The 22,060-nt window shown below is 42.1% G+C and carries 13 protein-coding genes; 1 reads left to right on the plus strand and 12 read right to left on the minus strand.

Annotated features, from left to right (window positions below; all coding sequences use genetic code 11):
• Positions 1-5: 5 nt before the first annotated feature.
• From dnaG to rpsP, 8 genes are all read right to left on the minus strand, one after another.
• Positions 6-1,730, minus strand: coding sequence for a DNA primase (gene dnaG, locus WC724_01775; GenBank protein MFA6077728.1), 1,725 nt, complete (start codon positions 1,728-1,730; stop codon positions 6-8).
• An 86-nt stretch (positions 1,731-1,816) separates the two neighbouring features.
• A complete protein-coding gene (gene rpoC, locus WC724_01780) occupies positions 1,817-5,443 on the minus strand; it encodes a DNA-directed RNA polymerase subunit beta' (GenBank protein ID MFA6077729.1) in 3,627 nt (1,208 codons plus the stop codon).
• Positions 5,444-5,456: 13 nt separating this feature from the next.
• The gene (locus tag WC724_01785; protein MFA6077730.1) at positions 5,457-8,675 is read right to left on the minus strand and encodes a DNA-directed RNA polymerase subunit beta; all 3,219 of its coding nucleotides are present in this window, start codon (positions 8,673-8,675) and stop codon (positions 5,457-5,459) included.
• A 237-nt stretch (positions 8,676-8,912) separates the two neighbouring features.
• A complete protein-coding gene (locus WC724_01790) occupies positions 8,913-9,881 on the minus strand; it encodes a CAP domain-containing protein (protein ID MFA6077731.1) in 969 nt (322 codons plus the stop codon).
• A 76-nt stretch (positions 9,882-9,957) separates the two neighbouring features.
• Complete coding sequence (locus tag WC724_01795; protein ID MFA6077732.1) at positions 9,958-13,035, minus strand: peptidoglycan-binding protein; 3,078 nt, start codon at positions 13,033-13,035, stop codon at positions 9,958-9,960.
• A gap of 294 nt (positions 13,036-13,329) precedes the next feature.
• On the minus strand, positions 13,330-13,968 hold the full coding sequence (gene trmD / locus WC724_01800; GenBank protein MFA6077733.1) for a tRNA (guanosine(37)-N1)-methyltransferase TrmD: 639 nt from the start codon (positions 13,966-13,968) through the stop codon (positions 13,330-13,332).
• Between the two features lie 129 nt (positions 13,969-14,097).
• A complete protein-coding gene (locus WC724_01805) occupies positions 14,098-14,421 on the minus strand; it encodes a KH domain-containing protein (protein ID MFA6077734.1) in 324 nt (107 codons plus the stop codon).
• Between the two features lie 152 nt (positions 14,422-14,573).
• A complete protein-coding gene (gene rpsP / locus WC724_01810) occupies positions 14,574-15,023 on the minus strand; it encodes a 30S ribosomal protein S16 (GenBank protein MFA6077735.1) in 450 nt (149 codons plus the stop codon).
• A 205-nt stretch (positions 15,024-15,228) separates the two neighbouring features.
• Here rpsP and rnr point away from each other — a divergent pair, with 205 nt between their 5' ends.
• Positions 15,229-17,211, plus strand: a complete 1,983-nt coding sequence (gene rnr / locus WC724_01815; GenBank protein ID MFA6077736.1) for a ribonuclease R — start codon at positions 15,229-15,231, stop codon at positions 17,209-17,211.
• A 577-nt stretch (positions 17,212-17,788) separates the two neighbouring features.
• Here rnr and WC724_01820 read toward each other — a convergent pair.
• From WC724_01820 to rnc, 4 genes are all read right to left on the minus strand, one after another.
• Complete coding sequence (locus tag WC724_01820) at positions 17,789-18,019, minus strand: hypothetical protein (protein ID MFA6077737.1); 231 nt, start codon at positions 18,017-18,019, stop codon at positions 17,789-17,791.
• Positions 18,020-18,156: 137 nt separating this feature from the next.
• Positions 18,157-20,445, minus strand: a complete 2,289-nt coding sequence (locus WC724_01825) for an AAA family ATPase (protein ID MFA6077738.1) — start codon at positions 20,443-20,445, stop codon at positions 18,157-18,159.
• A gap of 85 nt (positions 20,446-20,530) precedes the next feature.
• Positions 20,531-21,151, minus strand: coding sequence for a hypothetical protein (locus tag WC724_01830; protein MFA6077739.1), 621 nt, complete (start codon positions 21,149-21,151; stop codon positions 20,531-20,533).
• 113 nt (positions 21,152-21,264) lie between these two features.
• Positions 21,265-22,011, minus strand: a complete 747-nt coding sequence (gene rnc / locus WC724_01835) for a ribonuclease III (GenBank protein ID MFA6077740.1) — start codon at positions 22,009-22,011, stop codon at positions 21,265-21,267.
• Positions 22,012-22,060 lie beyond the last annotated feature (49 nt).

Here is a 22,060-nt window from a genome sequence, read left to right on the forward strand (position 1 = left end):
TTAAATTATTGGTGGCGACTATTTTTTAAACTGTTTATTTTTTGTGAAATTTCGTTGCATTTTTTTGTTAATTCGCTGATTTCGTTTTCTCTTTTTGCGTCTCCGGAACTTTCTGCTTCTTTTAATTTTCTTACCTCTTCCTTAAATCTTTCTTCCAGACAATCTAGTTCCAGATTAATAAAAAGTTCATCCACTTCGCGAAGCAGTTTCTTTTCCTCATTATAATTATTTTCGAAAACTAAAATCATTCGCTCTCGCTCCATATCTGGAACAAGATCTATCTCCATCAAACCATAGGTGCGAGCAAGAACATCATATCGTTCCCTTAATATTTTTGGGTCGATGAGTGGATTTTTTATCCCTTCTTGCCACGACGTAATGCCGGCTATAGTAGCACGTATTTTGTTTAAGCGCGATATAGTTGGCTTCTCGGCTGTCGCAACAGAATCCTCTACAATAGGCGTACTTGGTAATTTCTTAACTTCCTCCCAAACATGTTCTTCTGCAACCTTGAGTTCATTTGCAACTTTTCCCACAAAATGAGCTTGGTCAATTTTGTTTGATATTTCTGCAATATACGGAATTACACGCTTCCCTACTTCTCTTCTAAACGCTGGTTCATCTAATTTTTTCTCGCGAATTCCATTTAAGACAAAATCAACAATATGATTGGCCTCCTTAATAACTTTATTCCATTCATCTTTATCTTTCGCAATTAAATCAGCAGGATCAACATCTTTTGGTAGACGCGCGACTTTCACATCAATCCCTAGAGAAATTGCTAAGCGAAATGCGCGCTCCGAAGCGTTTAGTCCGGCATCGTCACCATCAAGTGCAACAATCAAACTATCAGCAAATCTCTTTATCATCTGAAGATGGTCTGCCGTAAGCGCTGTTCCAGACAATGCCACAGTGTTGAAAGTTCCCGCTTGATGAGCCAAGAGCAAGTCCATCTGGCCTTCAACCAAGATAGCTGTGTTGCTCTGAAGCATTGCGCGCTTCGCCTTATCGTATCCATATAAGACACTGGACTTGTGATAAAGCGGTGTCTCTGGAGTATTCACGTATTTTGCGGCCTCTCCTTTGCTCGGTGCATCAAACAATCTTCCAGAAAATCCAACAATACGACCAATCGTGTTTGAAAGAGGAAACATAATTCTTCCGCGGAAACGATCATAATAACCACGATTCCCCATTATGCTTAAGCCTGCTTTTTCAATTTCTTGGTCGGTAAAACCTTTGCTTTTTAAAACATCGTAAAGTGTGGACCAATTGGTGTCAGCATAACCCAATCTCCAGTCGGCGATTGTGCCGACATTAAGTCCCCGCTTTGTTATATATTCTTTTGCCGAAGGATTGGCACCCAAACTATTTTCAAAGAAACGGGTCGCCTCTTCAAGTACGCTATATAGTCTTTCGTATTCGCTTTTTAGTTTTGGGTCAACTGCTCGCAATTCCACACCAGCCTTATCAGCCAATGTTTTTAGCGCCGAAGCAAAATCAACTCCTTCTATTTCCTCAACAAAGCTGAAAATGTCTCCACCTCGGTTACACCCAAAACAGTGGTAAGTTCCACGAGCTGGCGAGATAAAGAAGGACGGAGTGCGTTCGTTATGGAACGGACATCGCGCTTTGTAATTACTACCGGCCTTTTCTAATTTGATATAGGAAGAAGTAACATCAACAATAGAGAGGCGTTCTTTTATTTGTTCAACTGGTGTTGTGGACATGACATCTAGCTTCTTTAGCTTTCAGCTTCTTTAGCGTTAATGCTTCACCTAACCACCTAAAAGCTAATGCCTAAAAGCTGACTAAATTATTCTTCGTCCTCTTCTTCTACGACTTCTTTTCCGCCTTTTGCCTTGAATCCAGTTCCAGCAGGAATCAATCGCCCAACAATTACGTTTTCTTTCAAGCCACGCAAATCGTCAATCTTTCCACGAACTGCTGAGTTGATAAGCACACGTGTGACATTTTGGAATGATGCTGATGAAAGCCAACTTTTTGTTGAAAGTGCAACCTCGGTAATACCAAGAATGACTGACTCTCCTTCAGCAACATCACCGCCAGCTTCTTTGGTGCGTGCATTCTCAAGTGCAAATTCCATATTTTCTACAAGCTCTCCGACAGTAAATGAAGTATCTGCACTCTCCTTGATACGTCTTCGTGAGAACATCTGACGAATAATGATTTCTATGTGCTTACGCGAAATAGAAGCTCCTTGTAGTTCGTAAATGTTATTAATTTCTTTAATAACATATTCTTCTGCAGCTTCACGTCCACCATACTTATAAAGTTCTGCCAAATCAGCTGAACCGTCAGTAATGATGTCTCCCTTCTTTATTTTACTTCCAACTTTAACAAGCGGACTTCGTCTGAACGGAGCAACAAACTCTACTTCTCCAACCTTACCTTTCTTTACGTCTGTTTCATCAAGTAATACTTTGATGACTTTCTCGCGGCCAACTTCGTTTATTTCAATCACTTCTCCATTAACACTTGAAACAACAGCTGGTGATTTTGGAATTCGACGTTCGAAAATTTCTTCAACACGTGGAAGACCCATCGTAATGTCGACACCCGCAACACCTCCAGCGTGGAACGTACGCATCGTCAACTGAGTACCTGGTTCACCGATAGCTTGTGCCGCGATAATACCGACAGCTTCACCTTTTTCAACCATTCTGTTTCTTGCAAGATCAAGACCGTAACACATACGACAAATGCCGTGCAATGTTTTACAAGTAAGAGGTGTTCTAACAAACACTTCTGTTATTCCAGCGGCTTCAATCCTCATCGCGTCGCTCTTGAGAATAAGAAATCCTTTCTTGTACATTACTTCACCTTTCTCGTCTTTGATATCAGTTGCCAAAATACGTCCGCGAATACTCTTTGAAATTGGCACTTCGATTCCAGAAAGAGTTTCTTTTGTGATTCTCTTTGTTTCCTTCGTACCACAGTCATCTTCTGTAATCACTGAATCTTGAGCAACGTCAACAAGCTTTCTTGTGAGATATCCTGCCTTTGCCGTGTTGAGTGCCGTGTCGGCCAAACCTTTACGAGCACCGTGAGTAGTAGTGAAGTATTCAATTGGTGAAAGACCTTCTTTATATGATGGAATGATTGGGAAATCGATTGTTCGTCCAGCAGTGTTGATAATGAGACCTTTCATTCCAGACATCTGACTCAACTGAGTAATAGAACCTCGAGCTCCAGAAGTAACCAAGTCGTGAGCTGAACCGTTTCTATCAAGTGTTTCTGGAACAAGCTTATCAAGCTCTCCTTTAACACCCTGCCAGACCTCGATTGTCTTTCTGTATCTTTCTTCTTCAGCCAACAAACCATCGTTAAACTGACTTAGAATTTCATCAACCTTCTTTCTTCCAACAGCAACAATTTCTTTCTTTCTTGGGTGAACCTTAACATCGTCCATTCCCCATGTTGTTCCAGAGACTGTGGCGTACTTATAACCAAAGGTTTTAATCTTATCCAAAACTGCAGGAGTTTTCTCAATACCATAACGAGCAATCAATTCATCAACTAAAGCAGCGAGCTTCTTAATGTTGACCTCTTCGTTCATGTAAGGAAAATCTTTTGGCAAAATTGAATTGAAAAGAAGACGACCAACAGATGTTTCAAAAACCTTACCTTCAAACTGGTTATACTTTGGACTGTCTGTTGGTAAAACTTTAATCTTTGAACGGAAAGCAACTATATCAAAGTCGTAGGACATAATTGCGTTGTTTGGACTTGGGAAGAATTTTCCTTCACCTTTTTCACCATCAACAACTTTTGTCATCCAGTAACAACCAAGCACGATATCGAGCTTTGGGTTAACGATTGGATCACCGTTTCCTGGCTTCAAAAGATTTCTGTTTGCAGCCATTAAGCTACCAGCTTCTTCTTGGGCTTCTTTAGAAAGCGGAACGTGAACGGCCATCTGGTCTCCATCGAAGTCAGCGTTGAAAGCTGTACAAACTAGTGGGTGCACCTGGATTGCGTTTCCTTCAATTAGTACTGGGTGGAAAGCCTGAATACCTAAACGGTGAAGTGTTGGTGCGCGGTTTAGAAGAACGTATTTTCCCTTGATTACTTCTTCAAGAATTGCCCAAACCTCTGGCACACCTTCGTCGATTAAACGACCGGCGCCACGAATGTTGTAAGCAAGCTCTCTTTCAAGAATTTTAGAAATAACAAATGGGCGGAAAAGTTCAAGCGCCATATGCTTTGGCAAACCACACTGGTCTAAGTGAAGCTGAGGTCCAACGACGATAACTGAACGTCCAGAATAATCTACACGCTTACCCAAAAGGTTTTGACGGAAGAGACCCTGCTTTCCCTTCAAATTGTCTGAGAGTGATTTAAGTGAACGGCGCTGAGATTGATTCATTGCCATTGCCTCAGACTGTCGACGAATTGAATTGTCGATAAGTGAGTCAACAGCTTCCTGCAAAATACGCTTTTCGTTACGCAAGATAACATCTGGTGCGCCGATTTCGAGAAGCTTTCTCAAACGATTGTTTCGGTTGATAACACGACGATAAAGATCGTTCACGTCTGATGTTGCATGACGTCCACCTTCAAGGGCAACCATTGGACGAAGTGCTGGAGGAATTACTGGAATAACAGTCAAGAACATCCAATCTGGACGAACGTTTGAATTGATCATTGCACGAATAAGCGATAAGCGCTTTTCGGTTTTTTCTCTTTCAATAGCAGTTGTCTTTTTTGTGTTGCTTGTAAGTTCGTTCTCGAGTTTTTTCAAATCTAGATTTTTGAAAAGATTGAAGATAGCTTCTGCTCCGATTGTTGCCTCAAAGACTGAACCGTATTTTAAGGCATAACGGTGATATGTTGCCTCATCAAGAACTTTTCCGGTAACAATTTCACCAACTTCTTTCTTTGCAGTTGAAAGCATTTCTTTGATTTTTTCACGAGATGCTTCATCGGTCATTGATTTAACCTTTGCTTTGTATTCTGATTCTAGATTTTTAATGATTTTATCTTTTTCCTCATCATTTATTTTTGTGACGATATAGCCAGCAAAATAAATAACCTTTTCAAGATCTGTAACTGGTACGTTCATCAAAAGACTCATTCTTGATGGAACTCCACGGAGAAACCAAATATGAGCAACTGGACTTGCGAGTTCAATGTGACCCATTCGTTCACGGCGAACAATAGAGCGAGTTACTTCAACTCCACATTTCTCACAAACAATATCCTTATAACGAATACGACGATACTTTCCGCAGTAACACTCAAAGTCTTTCTCAGGACCAAAGATGCGCTCATCGAAAAGACCTCCGCGTTCTGAACGGCCAGTTCGATAATTAATTGTTTCTGGTTTTGTTACCTCACCATATGACCATTCTCTGATTTTGTCTGGAGACGCAACCGAGAGTGAAATGGCATCGAAATCGCTTGTATCAAATGTTTTCATATGTTTATTTTAATTAATTGCGTCTCTTTTTTCTAAGTTCGACATCAAGGGCCAATCCGCGTAAGTAATTGAGCATAACCGTAAATGATGCAGGTGCGTTTGGCGTTCTCACATCTTCACCCTTAATAATGGAATCAAACGTCTGTGAACGACCGACGATATCGTCTGACTTAACAGTGAGCATTTCACGGAGAGTATGGGCTGCGCCATATCCTTCGAGAGCCCACACTTCCATTTCACCGAAGCGCTGACCTCCACCTTGCGCCTTTCCACCAAGTGGTTGCTGAGTAATGAGCGAGTACGGTCCGATGGAGCGCATGTGAATCTTGTCTTCCACCATGTGGTGAAGCTTCATGATATACATGTATCCAATGGCAATTTCTTGATTGAACGAATCACCAGTACGACCGTCGTAAAGTTTAACCTTACCTGTTTCCGCAAATCCGGCTTTCTTAAGTTCATCACGAATTTCCTGGTCAGTTGCTCCTTGGAAAGGAGGAACGATTGCTTGGTAATTCAAAGTGTTTGCCGCGAGACCCATGTGAAGCTCGAGAATCTGTCCCAAGTTCATACGAGAAGGAACTCCAAGTGGCGTTAAAATAACATCGATTGGCGTACCGTCTTCCATGTATGGCATGTCTTGCTCAGGCAAAATGAGGGAGATAACACCTTTGTTTCCGTGACGTCCTGCTAGTTTGTCTCCAACAGAAATGTTTCTAAGCTGAGCGACTTCGATATGGATTCTCTTAATGATTCCGCTATCAAGTGAGTCACCACTATCGCGAGAGAAAACCTTCACACCAACAATACGCCCACGCTTACCGTGTTCCATGCGAAGTGAAGTATCTTTAACATCGCGAGCTTTCTCGCCGAAAATCGAACGAAGGAGTCTTTCTTCTGGTGTAAGCTCTGATTCGCCTTTTGGTGTAATTTTACCAACCAAAATATCGTTTGGACGAACTTCGGCACCAATACGAACAATTCCATCAATGTCGAGATCTTTCAATTTTGTTTCTCCAACGTTTGGAATGTCGCAAGTTGTGACCTCGGGTCCAAGTTTTGTATCACGAACATTCACAACGAACTCTTCGATGTGAATACTTGTAAACTTACTATCCTTAACAAGTCTTTCTGAAAGGATGATGGCGTCTTCGTAGTTCGAACCGTCCCAAACCATAAAACCAACCAAGACGTTTTGTCCGAGTGCTACCTGTCCGTGGTCAGACGATGATGTGTCCGCCATAACCTCACCCTTTTTAACTTTTTGGCCAACTGAAACTATTGGGCGCTGGTGGAAAACGCTAAAGTCGTTTGTTCTAGAGTAATTAACTAAAGTATATTCTTTTTCTTTTCCTGACTTTGTTCCTTCAACTTTAATTTTCTTTGCATCAACATAGGTAACCGTTCCCTCTTCCTCTGAAAGAATTAGTCGTCCAGTAAAGTGAGCAACCGAGTGTTCCATTCCTGTCGCAACAAGTGGAGCTTCCGGGATGATACAAGGCGTTGCTTGCTTCTGCATGTTGGAACCCATGAGTGCGCGACCGGCGTCGTCGTGTTCCAAGAATGGAATGAGTGATGTTGCTACAGAGAAAGGCTGTGTTGTTGAAACGTCGATGTAATCAACTTCGTTTTTATCAACCAAACCTGGTTCTGTCTTAACGCGAGCTTCAACTTTCTTTTCTAAAATATTTCCTTCTTCATCATAAGGAATGCCAGCGTGGGCAATAATGCTTCCCTCTTCTTCAAGAGCGTTCAAGTAAACAATTTCTTTTGTGATTTTTCCGTTCTTAACCTTAACGTAAGGTGTTTCGATAATACCGAAATCATTGATACGAGCATGTGTCGAAAGGTGCAAAATAAGACCGATGTTCTGACCTTCTGGAGTGTGAATTGGACAAACGCGACCGTAGTGTGAAGTGTGCACGTCACGAACTTCAAGACCGGCTCTTTCACGGGTAAGACCGCCTGGTCCAAGTGCTGAAAGCGTTCGAAGGTGTTCAATTTCGTCCAAAACGTTACCCTGACTCATAAACTGAGAGAGTTGGTTTGTTGTAAAGAATTCTTTGATACGAGCTTGGAGTGGGCGTTGGTTAACTATCTGAATTGGGAGTGTTGTCTCAGCATCAATAGTAGACATTCTGTCTTGAATGTTTCTTTTCATCTGAGCCATACCAACACGGATTTTTGCTTGAAGCATTTCTCCAACGTATCTAACACGACGAAGACCCAAGTGGTCGATATCATCAGCTTCTGCTCCTGGGGTAGCGTTTAATGTAATTATGTTTTCAACAATAAGGATAACGTCCTCAAGTGAAAGAGTACGTCGTGCAAGCGCCAATTCTGTCATTGCTAGGTTAAAGCGCTGATTGAAACGGAAACGTCCAACAGGAGAAAGGTCGTAACGCTCTTCACTGAAGATTGAGGTGATGAACTCGCGAGCATTGTCTGCTGTTGCCAAATCACCGTCGCGAAGACGCTTGTAGATTTCTATATATGAATCGTCTAGTGTCTTGGCTGGGTCCTTCTCAAGCAAAACTGTGACAGCTTCCTGCATTTCCTTTGTGAACTTACCGATGATTTCCTTGTCGCTCTTTGTGCCAAAAACACGTAGCAAAGAAACAACTGGGAACTTTCTCTTTCGGTCGATACGTACGAAAATACCATCAGCATCAGATTCTATTTCAATCCAAACGCCACGAGATGGGATTATTTTTGCACCAAAGAAACGTTTTCCTTTTATATCTTGGTCATTGAAGAAAACCCCGAAGCTTCTTGCAAGCTGAGGGACAATAACACGCTCGACACCGTTAATGATGAAGGTGCCGTGTGAAGTCATTAGCGGAAAGTCCGCCATGAAAATTTCCTGTTCTTTAACAGTTCCGAAAGTTTTGTTCTTTAGTTTAATTGTTGCACGAAGAGGAGCATCGTAAGAAAGCTTGTTTGCTTTTGCAAAATACTCATTGTGTTTTGGTTCGCTCAAAAAGAACGAAGTAAACTCAAGATCAAATTTCTTATCTGAATAGTCTTTTATAGGAGAAAATTCTTTGAATATCTCCTTGAGACCTTTTTCGATAAGCCACTTGTATGACGCAACCTGATTTTCAATCAAGTCTGGCATACCGGCGAGAGGTTTTTTCCAAGCGGAAAAATGTTTCTGCTCACGTCCTGCACCACTCAATCTTCCGCGAGACACTGGAAGAATTGCATCCTGTACACGCAACTGTTTTGACATAGTATTTGTAGCCTCGTAAAGCGACCAACACTCTCATTAAAGCGTAGGTCCCTCTGCGAAACGGTTATGCAAAAAGAAAATGAAAGCAAGGAAAATCCCGCCCCTTTTCTAGGACACCTGATAATTTTCTTCAATTTTCATCGAGAATAGGTTCCCGAATCAACACTACCAGGGGCGTGACTCAATCAAAAACTGGTAAAGACAGTATACCCGCCCAAAAATACATGTCAAATTCCCCTACCTAACAGCATTTACAACCGAAGCTGAAATGTCTGTCGGGAACTCTACACTAGGAACAAACAAGTTATTGTTCAAATATAGTATCCCCAAAATGATGGCTAGAACAAAAATACAACCAGCCAAGACTCTTGGGTGTGGAAGACGGAAATGAACAAACATTCCTAAAACCGCTAGCCCCACAAGAAATGCAACTATTACAACAAACAAACCTTTTAAGATTGTATTTGGAGAAAGAAATGGTTTTGCTATTGGTGAAATATCTTCCATCGAGTTATAAGTAGAAGTTCCAAAAACAACTGGTGTGTTAGGCGCGATTTCTGTAATAGCTATTGAGGTTGTAGATTTTTTATCTTTGGGTTGATCTACCGCCTTAACTAATGGCTTCGTTGCTGGTGCTCCAAAAAATTGAACGACAAATATACTTTCCCTGCCTTCGTATGTTCCAGTCGCCATACCAATTCCAATATCAGTAAAACTACCTCGAAGAATGTTTGCGCGGTGTCCTGGCGAAGCAAGCCAACCATCAACAAGCTCTTTTGTGTCGGTGAAGTTAACTGCCAAGTTTTCTCCAGCATAGCGGTAGCTATAGCCAACCGAATCAAGCCATTGCCAAGGAAGTTTACCGTCTGGACCGGTGTGAGAAAAATATCCGCGTAACGCCATATCTTCTGCCTTTTTCTGTGCCGCTTCGCGCAGAAGAGTATTTTCTGAAAGTGATTTTAAGTTATCTTGGTTACGGGCGGTATTGGTGAGTGACATAACATACCCCGGAAGAACCGCTGCGAGAAAATTGTCTTTTCTAAAAACAACAAATTCTTGAACGAGAAATCCAGCTTCAACAATAAGAATTGCCATTACGACGGCAACAATCGTTTCTCGCCTAAAAATATAAGGATGACCTTCATTTTTCCTTGATGGAATAAAAGTATCCTTTAGAGTCCGTATGGTTTTTTTGAGTTTTTCCATAGCTATATCGTGCTACATACTATCACACAAAAACCGCCCAAAAACAAGAGGGCGGTTTTTGTGTTAGCTATCCGCTTTACTTATTTAGTTCAGCGCGAGTCATCGGTCCAACTACTCCGACTTTTTCAAGTCCTTTCATTTCCTGGTATGCCTCAACTGCTGATCTAGTTAGAGCTCCGAAGTACCCAGTAATTGGACCTGAGTAAACTCCTTCTGTTGTTAAACGCTCTTGAAGTTTTGTAACGTCATCCCCTCTTGAGCCTTGACTCAAGCTTCGAGAAAAAGCAGAAACAGCTGCACCAAATTGACTTCCTTCTGACGCTGAAGAAGCTGATGTTCCATTTAATTTTTCCCTTGTCTGAGGTCCAACCACTCCGGCCTGAGAAATTCCATACTTTGCCTGGAATGCTTTAACGGCTTGTGATGTAAGTGAGCCATAGTATCCAGTCGCTTCACTTGAAAGCAAACCTTCTGCAATGAGGCGGTTCTGAAGTTCAATCACCTCATCTCCACGGGAACCCACAGACATTGCTTTTGTGAATCTAAATGTAGACACACCGAGCACTTGGCCTCTTGGGGTTGGAGTTGCTGGAGCCGCTGCGTTTGTGGCTGCTGGAGTTTGTGCAACCACTACTTGTGCGTTTTGCACTCCGACTGAATTATTTGTTACCGCTCCGAAAAGACCGACTGGCCCGCCACCACCTGATGGAGCTGGTGTTGGGGTTGGAGTTGGAGGAATTGGATCAAGTCCTCCGAATGACGTGAAGTGATATGTCCAAATAATCGTATTCCCTCCATCCGTGAAGTAACACTCGCCAGAAGAAATATTGCTTGGGTCATTCGCGCCAGTACATGCAGTAGTTATTTTTACCCAAGTAGTAGAGAGTGCTGGTTTGTAGCCGACTATTCCTGTAACACCAGATAAAACTATTTTTACCGCCTTATCAAAGACTAATGTTCCATTAGAAGAGCCGACGGAGATAACTGTACCTCCGACTGTAAACCCAGATGGTGCAGTACCATCACTCGGAGCGTCTGTCGATGGCATTATCGTGCCGTCCCATTCTACTGGACCTGAAATAATCGTTCCATCAGGAATACTCACACTGACACCGGCGAGACTTGAGTTAGTCAACACAATTGGTTCACCCTCAACTCCTGACTGAAGGGTAACTGCTTGCGTTAAGTTCACGCTATTTCCACCAACAACAACCGTTGAAACAGCTGAGGTTGTGGCGCTTGAGAGGTCGAGTACTGTGTTATTACCCAAAGTAATATCCGTGACACCAGCTGGCAAGTCAGCATCGCCGGAATTAGTACCGGCTACATCGAAACTTAAAGTCGAAGCATCTACCACGCCAGTTTCGCTCACCGCGCTTGAGAGCACTGTCATGCCAGGATTGATGTACCATGGATCAAAATCAACTAAACCAGGAGCCTTAACTGCTATCTCTGTAGAGCTCGCGGTTCCCCACCAGTTATTCTCTGCGTTGACAGTTACTGTAGTTGCGTCAGATTCCACTCCAACAGATTCTCCGCTAAAATTATTTTCATGAGCAGTAACAACGCTTGCATCGGTATCAAGATAACCAACATGTAATCCCACACTATTGTTAGAGAATGTATTTCCGGTAATTGTTGCGTTCGTTCCTGAGCCATAATACTCAGTAACCAAAATACCAGCCGAAGTTGAGGGACCGATGGCAACACCGCGATTACCGCTAATAGTATTACCGCTAACAGTACCGGACCCCCCAGCACCAAATTCAAAAGCATAGTCTAGGAAATCACCGTCGCCTTTACCAGTATAAGTGTTACCCGTAATTGTTGCCGTAGAACCAGTGCCTTTAACAAGCACACCGATGCGCCCGATATTGGCGAATGTGCTATTTGTCACTGTAAGCGTACTCGCCAAACCACCGAGACCTCCGTGTGTGTCGAATCCGGCACTTCCAGCTCCAGCAATGGCGCCACCAAAACTTGAGATAGCGATCCCAGCATAAGGACTACCGATACCATTAGTACTTCCCCAAATCTTCTGGAAATCAACATTGTTAACAGTTGTATTTCCATGAGAACGAAGAGCATATCTTGTAAAAGCCGTATTTCCGTCCATTACAACATTACTCAAATTGAATGAAATTCCAGGTTGAACCAGTATCCATGAACCACCTGCATTGTTTACGGTAAAATTTCCAGAAGGTTGTAGTACCGGCTTACTAGAAACATCTCCTGTCATAGTCAAATTTTTATCAATAACAATTTGACCAACCGCATACGTTCCAGGCGCAACATTAATCGTGTCACCAGAAACAGCAGCAGTAACTGCATCTTGAATACTTGTGTAGAAAGTGGTGCCGATTGTAGCTACGCCAGTTAACGCCCTGTTCGTCCAAACGTAAGCCGCGAGCGTACCACCCTTTTTGTACATATTATATCCAGTTGCTACAACGGTAACATTGGCCGTTTCCGTGACATTCGCACCGTCGGACCAAATCTGTGTATTATCATCCAAATTACCGCTATTGAGTGTAAACGACGAAGGCAACGTGACCCCAGAACCAGGATCGACGTTTACCGAATTCCAAGTGTTTCCACTCGTGTTCAAGTTTGTTGCCGTTACAGATGAACCATTTACCACTACACCAGACCTAAAATTAGTAATGGTGACCGAGTTCAACGTAACCCCTGTTGATTGATAGACATTTACACCATGAAGGTTTGCCCCACCCGTCCCATCAATAACAATATTCTGTACTGTCACATTAGAATTTGTGACTCCGATTGCTGAATTGTTTGAGTTCGTCGTCTTCGCAAAAGCCGCCGTTAGTGTCTTTCCGTTACCGTCAATTATTACCCCCTCCTTAGGGTTTATCTGAGAAAGGGTTGTCACATCGTTGTTGAGAAAAATAGTATCTCCAATATTGGACGCCATAAGCGCCTCCTCTATAGTCTTGTATGTATCTAGTGCGTCGCATATACCATCTGGTGTTTCTGCTGGCACTACATCAACACAAACAGCATCAACATTTAATGTCGCTGCATTTGCCACTCCGGCAAAAACAAAAAACGACAAGGTGATAACTCCTAAAACAAAAACTTTTAATACGACGTCTCTTATGGATGAGGCGTAAACCATTGTTTGTGAAAACATATATTTTAATTTTGCTACCGTCGAAGCTGTCTCGGCTATGCTTCGGTTCGAGAAATTATTTCCCGGAGAGGAGTAAGTCGTGGCAACTTTGGCACTAGCTAATTTAATTAATAAATAAATTGCTAAAATAAAGCCAAAGTAAAAACACACAAATACAATAAAAAAAGGTGTTCTCCTTTTAAAGTAACTATCATCTTGAGCGTACTCCCAGCACAAATAGTGTCAAGCGCAAAATATATATCTTAAAAAAACGCTTAACGGGGCCCTCTGTAACCAAAATCATTAAAAAGAAATTTATTGCAAATCTTTTTTCTTCCACTCCTCAATCTTTGCTTGATGTCCAGAAAGGAGCACTTTTGGCACGCGATAATTCTTGCCTTTATGTTTTAAAACTTCTGGGCGTGTATAAACCTCACTTGAAGAAATGCGATTCTCTTCAACTGAATCAAAAGTATTGAGCACTCCTTTAATCTGACGAGCGACTGTATCAATCAAAACCATTGATGGTAATTCCCCGCCAGTGAGCACATAATCACCAATTGAAATTTCTTCGGCTTTAAGAATTTTTTTCACTCGCCCATCAATCCCTTCATATCTTCCTGATATTAAAATTATTTCTTTATTTTTTTTCAAAAGATTTCGCGCGTATTCGTTGGTCAATTTTTTCCCTGCTGGAGAAAAAATAATGGTCTTTATTTTTTTCCTACCCCGAGCTTTGGCGACCGCCGCCAAAACAGGCTGTGCTTCCATCACCATCCCTGGACCTCCGCCATATGGACGACCATCAACTCTCCCCCATTTGTTGGTTGTGTAATCACGAGGATTATAGAATTTGACCGCAATTTTCTTGTCTGTTATGGCTCGTCCAATAATCGACTCTTTCAGATACGAGTCGAACATTGGCGGAAATAGTGTTACTACGTGAAATTTCATAATAATCAGCTTTTAGTTATTAGGCTATAGCTTATAGAAATAAAGACAAAAGAAAAGCCCTGTATACACAGGACTTTTCTTTTGTCTTCCACCTAACGAAGCTAATGAAACTAAAAGCTAACCAGCTAGTTATAAATCTTTGATATCTTCCATCACCTGCTCAACTGTATTTAATGTCACTCCACTATCGTATGGCTTCACCATTCCTCCTGCTGGTTCATTTATTTTCAAATTAACACGCGCATTGTTTTTCATACCAACAACACGAAGAAGTGTTCTAATTGCTTTCGCAGTGTTCCCTTTTCGTCCGATAATTTTACCCATATCTGCTGGGTTCAAATCCAAAGTCAAAAGCACTCCCATTTGATCAATCACTCTTCCTATCTTCACATCATCTGGAAAATCAACTAACGCCTTCACTACATATTCTAAAAATTCCTTATCTTTCTCCATATTCATTTCGGTAGATTATTTTTAAAAAGCAGACACGGTATCAAACCGGGCTACTTCGTCAATTGTAAAACTTCAATCGATTGTGGTCAATGAATAGAAAACCGCCAATCAAAATGATTCGGCGGTTTTCTTAAAAATCAAAAGTTATCAAATTATGCAGCTGGCGTTTCTTCTGCTGGAGCTTCTGCAACTACCTCTGCTGGTGCTTCGACAGCTACTTCAACTGGGGTCTCAACAGCTGGAGCCTCTGCCGCTACTTCAGCTTCTGCTACTGGAGCTGGTGCTGGTGACGCAAGGGCTTCTGTCTTTGCAGGTTCGTCTTTCTTAATTGGGCTTTTCTTTGAAAGGACATTTCTTTTCTTACCTTCAATAACTTTTTTCTCAACGAGGAAATTGTGCATTGTGTCTGAAGGCAACGCTCCGTGAGACATCCAATGTTTGACGCGATCTGCCTTAACTTCAAAGTTTCCGAGCTTAGGTTCATAGGATCCGATAATCTCAACAAAGTTACCCGTCTTTGGGCCCTCTCTATGATCAACAACAACCACGCGGAAATGTGGGCTGTTCTTTCGTCCTATTCTCTGTAACCTAATTTTTAACATGCAGGCAATACTAATAGAAATGACCAAATAGGTCAAGTTTTATTTTTTCACTTTTCGCCTTAAGAGCACGGATAATTTTCTGCTGAAAATTTCCTCGAGCTCGCGTCGCCACGCTCGCTAGTCTCTTAAAACGAAAAGTTTTTATTATTTTTAACAAGAAAAATCCCCCTGCGAATAAACCCCTTTTGTGTTATTATTTGAACCCATGAAAAAGCATACCGATAAACACCACAAAATAGACCATAAAAAGACTCCTCCGAGAGAACACGACCAAAAGCACCGCGAACATATAGTCGAAGGCACTATTACTGTCAGCTTCAAGGGTGTTGGGTTTGTTCGGGTAGAGGGACAAGAAGACTCTATTGAAATCGATGCAAGCTCGCTTAATACTGCGCTTCATGGTGACCGGGTGACAGCCGCCGTTCACGGAAAAGGGCGTAGCGGACAACCACAAGGAGAAGTTATTGAGATTCTTCTTCGTGCTAAGTCTGGATTTGCAGGAACTATTGAAAAATCAAATGACATCTATTACCTCATCCCCCAAGACCAGCGTGTTTATGTTGACCTAATAATTCCGAAGGACGATTTAAACGGGGGCAAAGAAGGAGACAAGGTTTTCGTTGCTTTGGGAGAATGGACCGACCCAAAGAAAAACCCAATCGGAAAAGTTATTCGTGTTCTAGGAAAACCAGGTGATCACGATGCAGAAATGGTGGCCATCGTTTTGGAATCTGGTTTTGATATTGGTTTTCCAAAAGACGTTGAACGCGAATCTGAAAATCTTGAAAAAAAAGGAATTACTCCCGAGGACTTAAAAGATCGTCGTGATTTCAGGGAGGTTACGACATTTACTATCGACCCAGAAGATGCAAAAGATTTTGACGACGCGATTTCAATTGAGAAAAAAGACGAAGAACATTACGAAATCGGCGTACACATTGCCGACGTATCTCATTATGTCCGCCCAGGAACTGAGATTGATAAAGAAGCAATGAAACGTACGACTTCAATCTATTTAGTAGACCGCACGATTCCAATGCTCCCAGAAGGACTCTCCAACGGACTCTGCAGTTTAAACCCAAATGAGGACAAGCTCACATTCAGTGCTGTATTTAAAATTGATATGAACGGCAAAATATCTGACCACTGGTTTGGTCGCACTGTTATCAATTCCAACAAAAGATTTACATACGAAAATGCTCAGGAAACTATCGACCGTGGCTCCGGTGAACATTTCGAAGACCTTATCGTCTTAAATAAGATTGCAAAAAAACTAAAGCAGAAACGTTTTGAGGAGGGCGCTATTTCGCTAGAACAAGAGGAAGTTCGCTTTAAATTAGATGAGACAGGACGCCCAATCGCCGTCTACAAAAAAGTTAGAGGCGATACTCATAAACTCGTTGAGGAGTTCATGCTTCTCGCCAACCGTGAAGTCGCAGCTTTCGTTGCAAAAAAACACGAAAAAGAAGAAGGTGTTTTTGTTTATCGCATTCACGACGAGCCAGACACAGACCGAATCGCGAACCTTGCGATTTTCGTCAAAAGCTTGGGGTATGACCTAAAACTTCATGACGGGAAAACAACACCAAAAGATATAAATAATCTTCTTGAAAAACTCGAAGGTACTAGTGTAAAGGATATGATTCAAACAGCTGTTGTCCGTTCAATGGCAAAAGCAATTTACACGACCCAAAATATTGGGCACTTTGGTCTCGGGTTTGAGTTTTATACACACTTCACTTCCCCTATTCGTCGTTATCCGGACACCATGGTGCATCGCCTCTTGGCTCACTATTTAAATAACGAAAAAATAGATCCTAAAGAATGGAAGTTCTACGAACGAATGTCTACTCTTTCTTCACAAAGGGAGAAGGAGGCATCAGATGCGGAGCGTGGTTCAATCAAATACAAACAAGTTGAATATATGTCCGAACGTATTGGGCAAACATTTGACGGTGTTATTTCCGGGGTTACGGAGTGGGGTTTCTATGTGGAGGAAAAAGAAACAAAGTGTGAAGGAATGGTCCCGCTACGAACACTAAATGATGATTTTTATAACTTCGAGGAAAAACGCTATCGCTTAGTTGGAGAAAAAACTAAAAAAATATTTTCTCTTGGCGACAAAGTTAAAATTAAGGTTATGAAAACTGACCTAGGGAGAAAGACTATAGATTACGCATTGGTATAAAAACGCCCCTTTGTATTTAAATTACGTATTTTAATTACCCAAAAGACTCTTGAAAAACATTGCCTGCCCGCGTGTACGCGCAGGCGGGCGCAGCGTGACGACGCGAGCATATGATTTAGACGAAATCATATCGTGCGACCGTCCGTTGACGCGCGACTCAACAGAAAATTATACGCGTTTTGAAAGAGTCTTTTAATAGAACTTGCCTAAACTCATTAAGTAGGGATATATTGAAGTCTGTCGTTTTTTTGGAGAAAGAAAGTGAAAGGCCCCAACCCACCAATTAATGGGTTCTGCCCATCATGCCAGGGAGGATCTCTTTATTTCAGGCAGTTGGACAACGAGCTTCCACCCGCCCATATTGTTGTTCGGCTGTACTACTGTAATTGTGGATACAAAGCAAAAGTAACCACAGACGGCAGAGAAATAATTTCCTGCACAGAGCCGTCAAAGAGCGAGGTTCTCATTCTTTGCGCATAATCAGAATCCAACTAATAAAAACCCGCCAACCGGCGGGTTTTATGTTGTCATCTCATCAAAAAAATGGCCGCGCATTGCGCGGCCTATTCCTCCGAAACTAAATAGTAAACGGAGTGTTCATCATTTCCACAAATTCTTTTTCCCCGAAGGTCGGAACGCCTTCACCAGCGTAGGGATATTGCCTGCCACACTTACGACAAACAGCAGTGCGATACAAGAACATCCCGCCGGAACAACCAAGAACTTCTTTGGCGACGTCCCCGCCACAACCTTCCGCCTTGCACTTATGGTTAGGCGACGGCGTCCCTTCTTCCCGAATCTTGTTCATTGATCGGAAAAACCTGGCTACGTTTTCGTCGTTCAACTCAGGAACCCTTCTATTATTCCCCATGATTCGTCTCCCTGGTTATTCAATTCAAAACTATCTCAAGAATATAGATGTCTCGCAACAAGTCAATAAACAAATTATTTAGCCACCGCTACAGCTTCTTCAAACTTAACAGAAAGAAGACGGGAAGCTGCGTCGCCGGCTGTTGTAATGCCATAAAGCACTCCCGCACGCGACATTGTTTCGCGGTTGTGAGTAATAACGACAAGCTGTGAGTGTCTCGCGAGGTTCGTCAGCATATCAGCATATTTACGCGAATTAGCTTCATCCAAGGCGGCGTCCGTCTCATCGAGAACAAGGAAAGGAGGTGGGTTAACCTGTGATACGGCAAAAATAAGAGCGATTGAAGTAAGGGCACGCTCACCACCTGAAAGCATCTGTAAGTCACGAATTTTCTTTTGAGGAAGGCTTACTTTGATATCGATACCGTACTTAACTTCCTCATCATCAGAAAGTTCTTCGTAAAGTTCTTCTCCTGTGTCTGGGTCAAACCCGATGCTTTTTGGTTTTCTCTTTTCTTCAATAATCAAAAGTGAGGCGTTTCCCCCATCAAACATTAATTTAAAGAATTCATCAAACTGTTTATTTATTTTTTCTATACCCTCGGAAAACTGCTTATTTAATTTTTCTCGAAGACTAGAGATAAGAGACTCGATGTCTTCCGCGCTCTTTTTCAAATCAGAAATTTCTCTCTCAAGAAATGTGTCTCTCTCAGATACTTCTTGGTATTCACGCATTAGCTCTGCCCCACCGGCACCACCCATATCCTCAAGGCGAATTTTTATTCTCTCCATTTTCTTTCGACGATCTTCTTGAATTTCACGAGGTTCAGTTGCCGCTGATACTTCGTCTAACTCAAAATCTTTATAGCGCAAAGAATCAGCCCCAATCAAGACTAGTGCTTCTTGTTGCTCGGTTCTCATCATCTCTTCATCGCGCAAAACAGAGTGTTCCTTTGAGGAAAGGATATCCAATTTAGAAACGCACTCACTTCTGTGAGCAGAAAGTTCATATAGTTTGCGCTCGCGATCATGTGACAAATCTTTGTCTTTCTCAAGCTCAGCCTTTGCTTTCATATATTCAAGATTGAGTGAATTCTCTTCACCTTCCTTTCTTTCAATATCTCTTTCAATTACTTCACACTCTCCTTTTAGCCTCTCAAAATCTTCTTCAGAAAATACCACTCTCTGAGGGGTGCTTTCTCGGAGTGTCTCAAGAAACTCATTTGCCAGTTGTTTGAGCGCCGCAAGAATAGGCTTTAGTGTAAAAACATCATTCGCTATTTCTCCTTTTGCAGACAATTCACTAATTTTTTCCGCAAAAAGGCGTGCCTTAGAAGCTGAGATTTGAGCAACTTCCTCTTCTTTGGACATCTCCTCCATCTCCTTTTTTCGTTCTTGCTCAATTTCTATTCGCCCCTCAAGACGCCCAAGTTTTCTTGAAAGCTCATCTTTATCGGCACGTATAGTACGGAGCCCCTCCTCAAAACGTCGCAAACCAGAAAGCGTGTCTAGGTTTTTTTCTCTTGAAGCAAGGGAGTCTTTAATGCTTCCAATCATCTTTTCAACATCTCGAAGCGTATTAACCAAAATCCCCTTCTCTCTTCCAATTTTCTCTTTTTCTCGTACTATGTAAAACTCTTCACGCTTTAAATATTCAGCGTAGAGATCTGAAAGCTCAACTCGCAACTGTTCAGCTTTCTCAACCTTCTCAACCTGCTTTTTTAGAAATTTTATATGCGGAGCAATTTCCCGACGAAGTGATTCTGCCTTTTCTGTGTTTTCGCGGGTACGCTCTAATTTTTTCTCCCCGTCACTTATTTTCCACTGATATATTTTTAATCCAAGAGATTCTTCAATCATTGTTCGCCTTTCAATAATATTGGCATTTAGAATCCTATCCGCCTCGCCCTGAGAAATAATGTGATGTCCCGATGCTCCAATATTAACCGACGCCAAAAGCTCAACGATATCGCGCAAGCGAACTTGTGAACCGTTTATCAAATATTTATTCGTTCCATCGCGATACACTTCTCTGGTGATTGTAATCTCATCAAAATTTAAATTTATGTCACCGGACAACTCTCCTTCAAGAGAAAAAACTCTTTTTGTATTGTCGAAAGTAATAGAAACGTGGGCGCGGTTCATTGCGGGAATCGCCTTAGAGCCATTAAAAATCATGTCCTCGCCTTTCTTTCCACGAAGCGATTTCAGTGACTGCTCACCCAAAACAAAGCGGATTGATTCCGCCACGTTTGATTTACCAGAACCATTAGGCCCAACAATCGAGGTAATTGGGGCAGAAAATTCAAGCTCGCTTTTTTTAGCGAACGACTTAAAACCGGAGAGTTCAAGGCTTTTTAACATTATATTTAATAAAGATTATAACTTAATTTAAACTTAAAAAAAATGAGCCCCGCATTATGCGGGGCTCTTTCAGTTTGGTGCTCGACTATTTGAACTTCGGCGGTATTTCCCCGACGACGATTGCGCCATCGAGTGGTTCCGGTGTCGGAAAATGGTAAACGTTCATCATCCCCTTCGGCGCGATTGGATCACGCCCTTGAACGACACGCCATTCATGCGACGGGAAACTTCCGGCCTCGGTCTCGCGCGGGAGGATGAATAGGTCAAGGTAAATGTATTCCCTGCCGTCTTCGTAGTGCTTTATCCAGATCCGCATAGTGCAAATTACTTTTTCCCCCAGGAATTGGCGGGGGTTATTGGGGTGGTAAACATGGATATTGACCACTCCGCCCTTCACCGGCCGGAAAAAGTGAAGGTAATCATTTCCTCCATTTACACCGACCTTGTATTCCGCAGTTTCCGGAATCTTCACCGAAAACAGTGCGTTTCCACCACCGGCCCACAACATTTCACGGCGAGTAACACCGTCGGAGGAAAGAGCTTCCTTCTTGATGATAGCCGCCTCTTCCGTAGCCAATTTGGCCTGGCTGGCTTTTTTCGCCTCCGCCTCTTTTTCTTTCCTCGCCTTTACGTCGTTGGTCTTTTTAGCCCTTGCCGCCGAAGCGACCTTTGGGAAAAACACCCCGAGTTGCTCGGCTATGCCCATATGTTCACTCACGGTAATCCTCCTTCGAAAAATTGATAACAATGATCAATAATGCTCCTTGTATTAAAGCATTTTTATTTTGTTTTGTCAAACAAAGAGTTCTGGGCTAAAAACTATTTCGCATCCCACCCCTTCTTCTTCAAAGCGGCTGTCGCTGCTTTTTGTTCTGCTTCTTGTTTTGATTTTCCAGCACCCTCAACAATCAAATCTTTTGAAAGGAAAACTCCAACGGTAAATCTTTTATCGTGATCTGGACCTGACTCGGCTGTCACTTTATAAACCGGAGTAACTCCAAAAATCTCTTGTGCCTTTTCTTGAAAAACACTCTTGGAGTCACGCCACGAACCTTTCTTTAAGATATCTTTCATCAGCGGGAACAAGACTTTTTCAACAAACTTTTCTGATTTTTCGTATCCCTGATCAAGATACAGTGCACCTAAAAATGATTCGAAGGTGTTGGCCAAAATATCTTGTCGCGCCTTACCTGTATCTTTTGCTTCTCCTTTTGAAAGCAAGAGGAAGTCATTCATCCCAATATTCTGCGCAACCTCCGAAAGAGTAACGGCGTTCACAAGGGCTGCGCGATACGAAGTAAGATCCCCTTCGTTTTTGTCAGGGTAATTTTTATAGAGATAATTGGTTGTAATAAGTTCAAGCACTGCGTCACCCAAGAACTCAAGACGCTCGTTGTGGTGAATACCAACCTTTGGATTTTCGTTTAAATAAGAACGATGAATAAATGCTTGCTTAAGCAAGTTTTTATTTTTAAAACTAACCCCCATCTTTTTTTCAAACTCGGAGAAATCAATCATTGTGTTTGGGAACACAAGCCATGGAACAACTAACAAAATGTTGTTCAAAATTCCATAACTACGTTCGAATTATTTTCTAATATTTTTTGCCACGTAC

The organism is Candidatus Paceibacterota bacterium (assembly GCA_041661305.1).
In the GTDB taxonomy this organism is placed as follows: domain Bacteria; phylum Patescibacteriota; class Minisyncoccia; order Phycocordibacterales; family VMEP01; genus VMEP01.

What these genes read in the sequence shown, in the direction of transcription:
- WC724_01825 (MFA6077738.1), bottom strand. Translation starts at nt 20,445, where the DNA reads ATGTTAAAAAGCCTTGAACTCTCCGGTTTTAAGTCGTTCGCTAAAAAA.
- WC724_01805 (MFA6077734.1), bottom strand. Translation starts at nt 14,421, where the DNA reads ATGGAGAAAGATAAGGAATTTTTAGAATATGTAGTGAAGGCGTTAGTT.
- WC724_01790 (MFA6077731.1), bottom strand. Translation starts at nt 9,881, where the DNA reads ATGGAAAAACTCAAAAAAACCATACGGACTCTAAAGGATACTTTTATT.
- rpsP (MFA6077735.1), bottom strand. Translation starts at nt 15,023, where the DNA reads ATGTTAAAAATTAGGTTACAGAGAATAGGACGAAAGAACAGCCCACAT.
- WC724_01795 (MFA6077732.1), bottom strand. Translation starts at nt 13,035, where the DNA reads ATGTTTTCACAAACAATGGTTTACGCCTCATCCATAAGAGACGTCGTA.
- rpoC (MFA6077729.1), bottom strand. Translation starts at nt 5,443, where the DNA reads ATGAAAACATTTGATACAAGCGATTTCGATGCCATTTCACTCTCGGTT.
- rnr (MFA6077736.1), top strand. Translation starts at nt 15,229, where the DNA reads ATGAAAAAGCATACCGATAAACACCACAAAATAGACCATAAAAAGACT.
- WC724_01820 (MFA6077737.1), bottom strand. Translation starts at nt 18,019, where the DNA reads ATGAACAAGATTCGGGAAGAAGGGACGCCGTCGCCTAACCATAAGTGC.
- WC724_01785 (MFA6077730.1), bottom strand. Translation starts at nt 8,675, where the DNA reads ATGTCAAAACAGTTGCGTGTACAGGATGCAATTCTTCCAGTGTCTCGC.
- WC724_01830 (MFA6077739.1), bottom strand. Translation starts at nt 21,151, where the DNA reads ATGGGCATAGCCGAGCAACTCGGGGTGTTTTTCCCAAAGGTCGCTTCG.
- trmD (MFA6077733.1), bottom strand. Translation starts at nt 13,968, where the DNA reads ATGAAATTTCACGTAGTAACACTATTTCCGCCAATGTTCGACTCGTAT.
- dnaG (MFA6077728.1), bottom strand. Translation starts at nt 1,730, where the DNA reads ATGTCCACAACACCAGTTGAACAAATAAAAGAACGCCTCTCTATTGTT.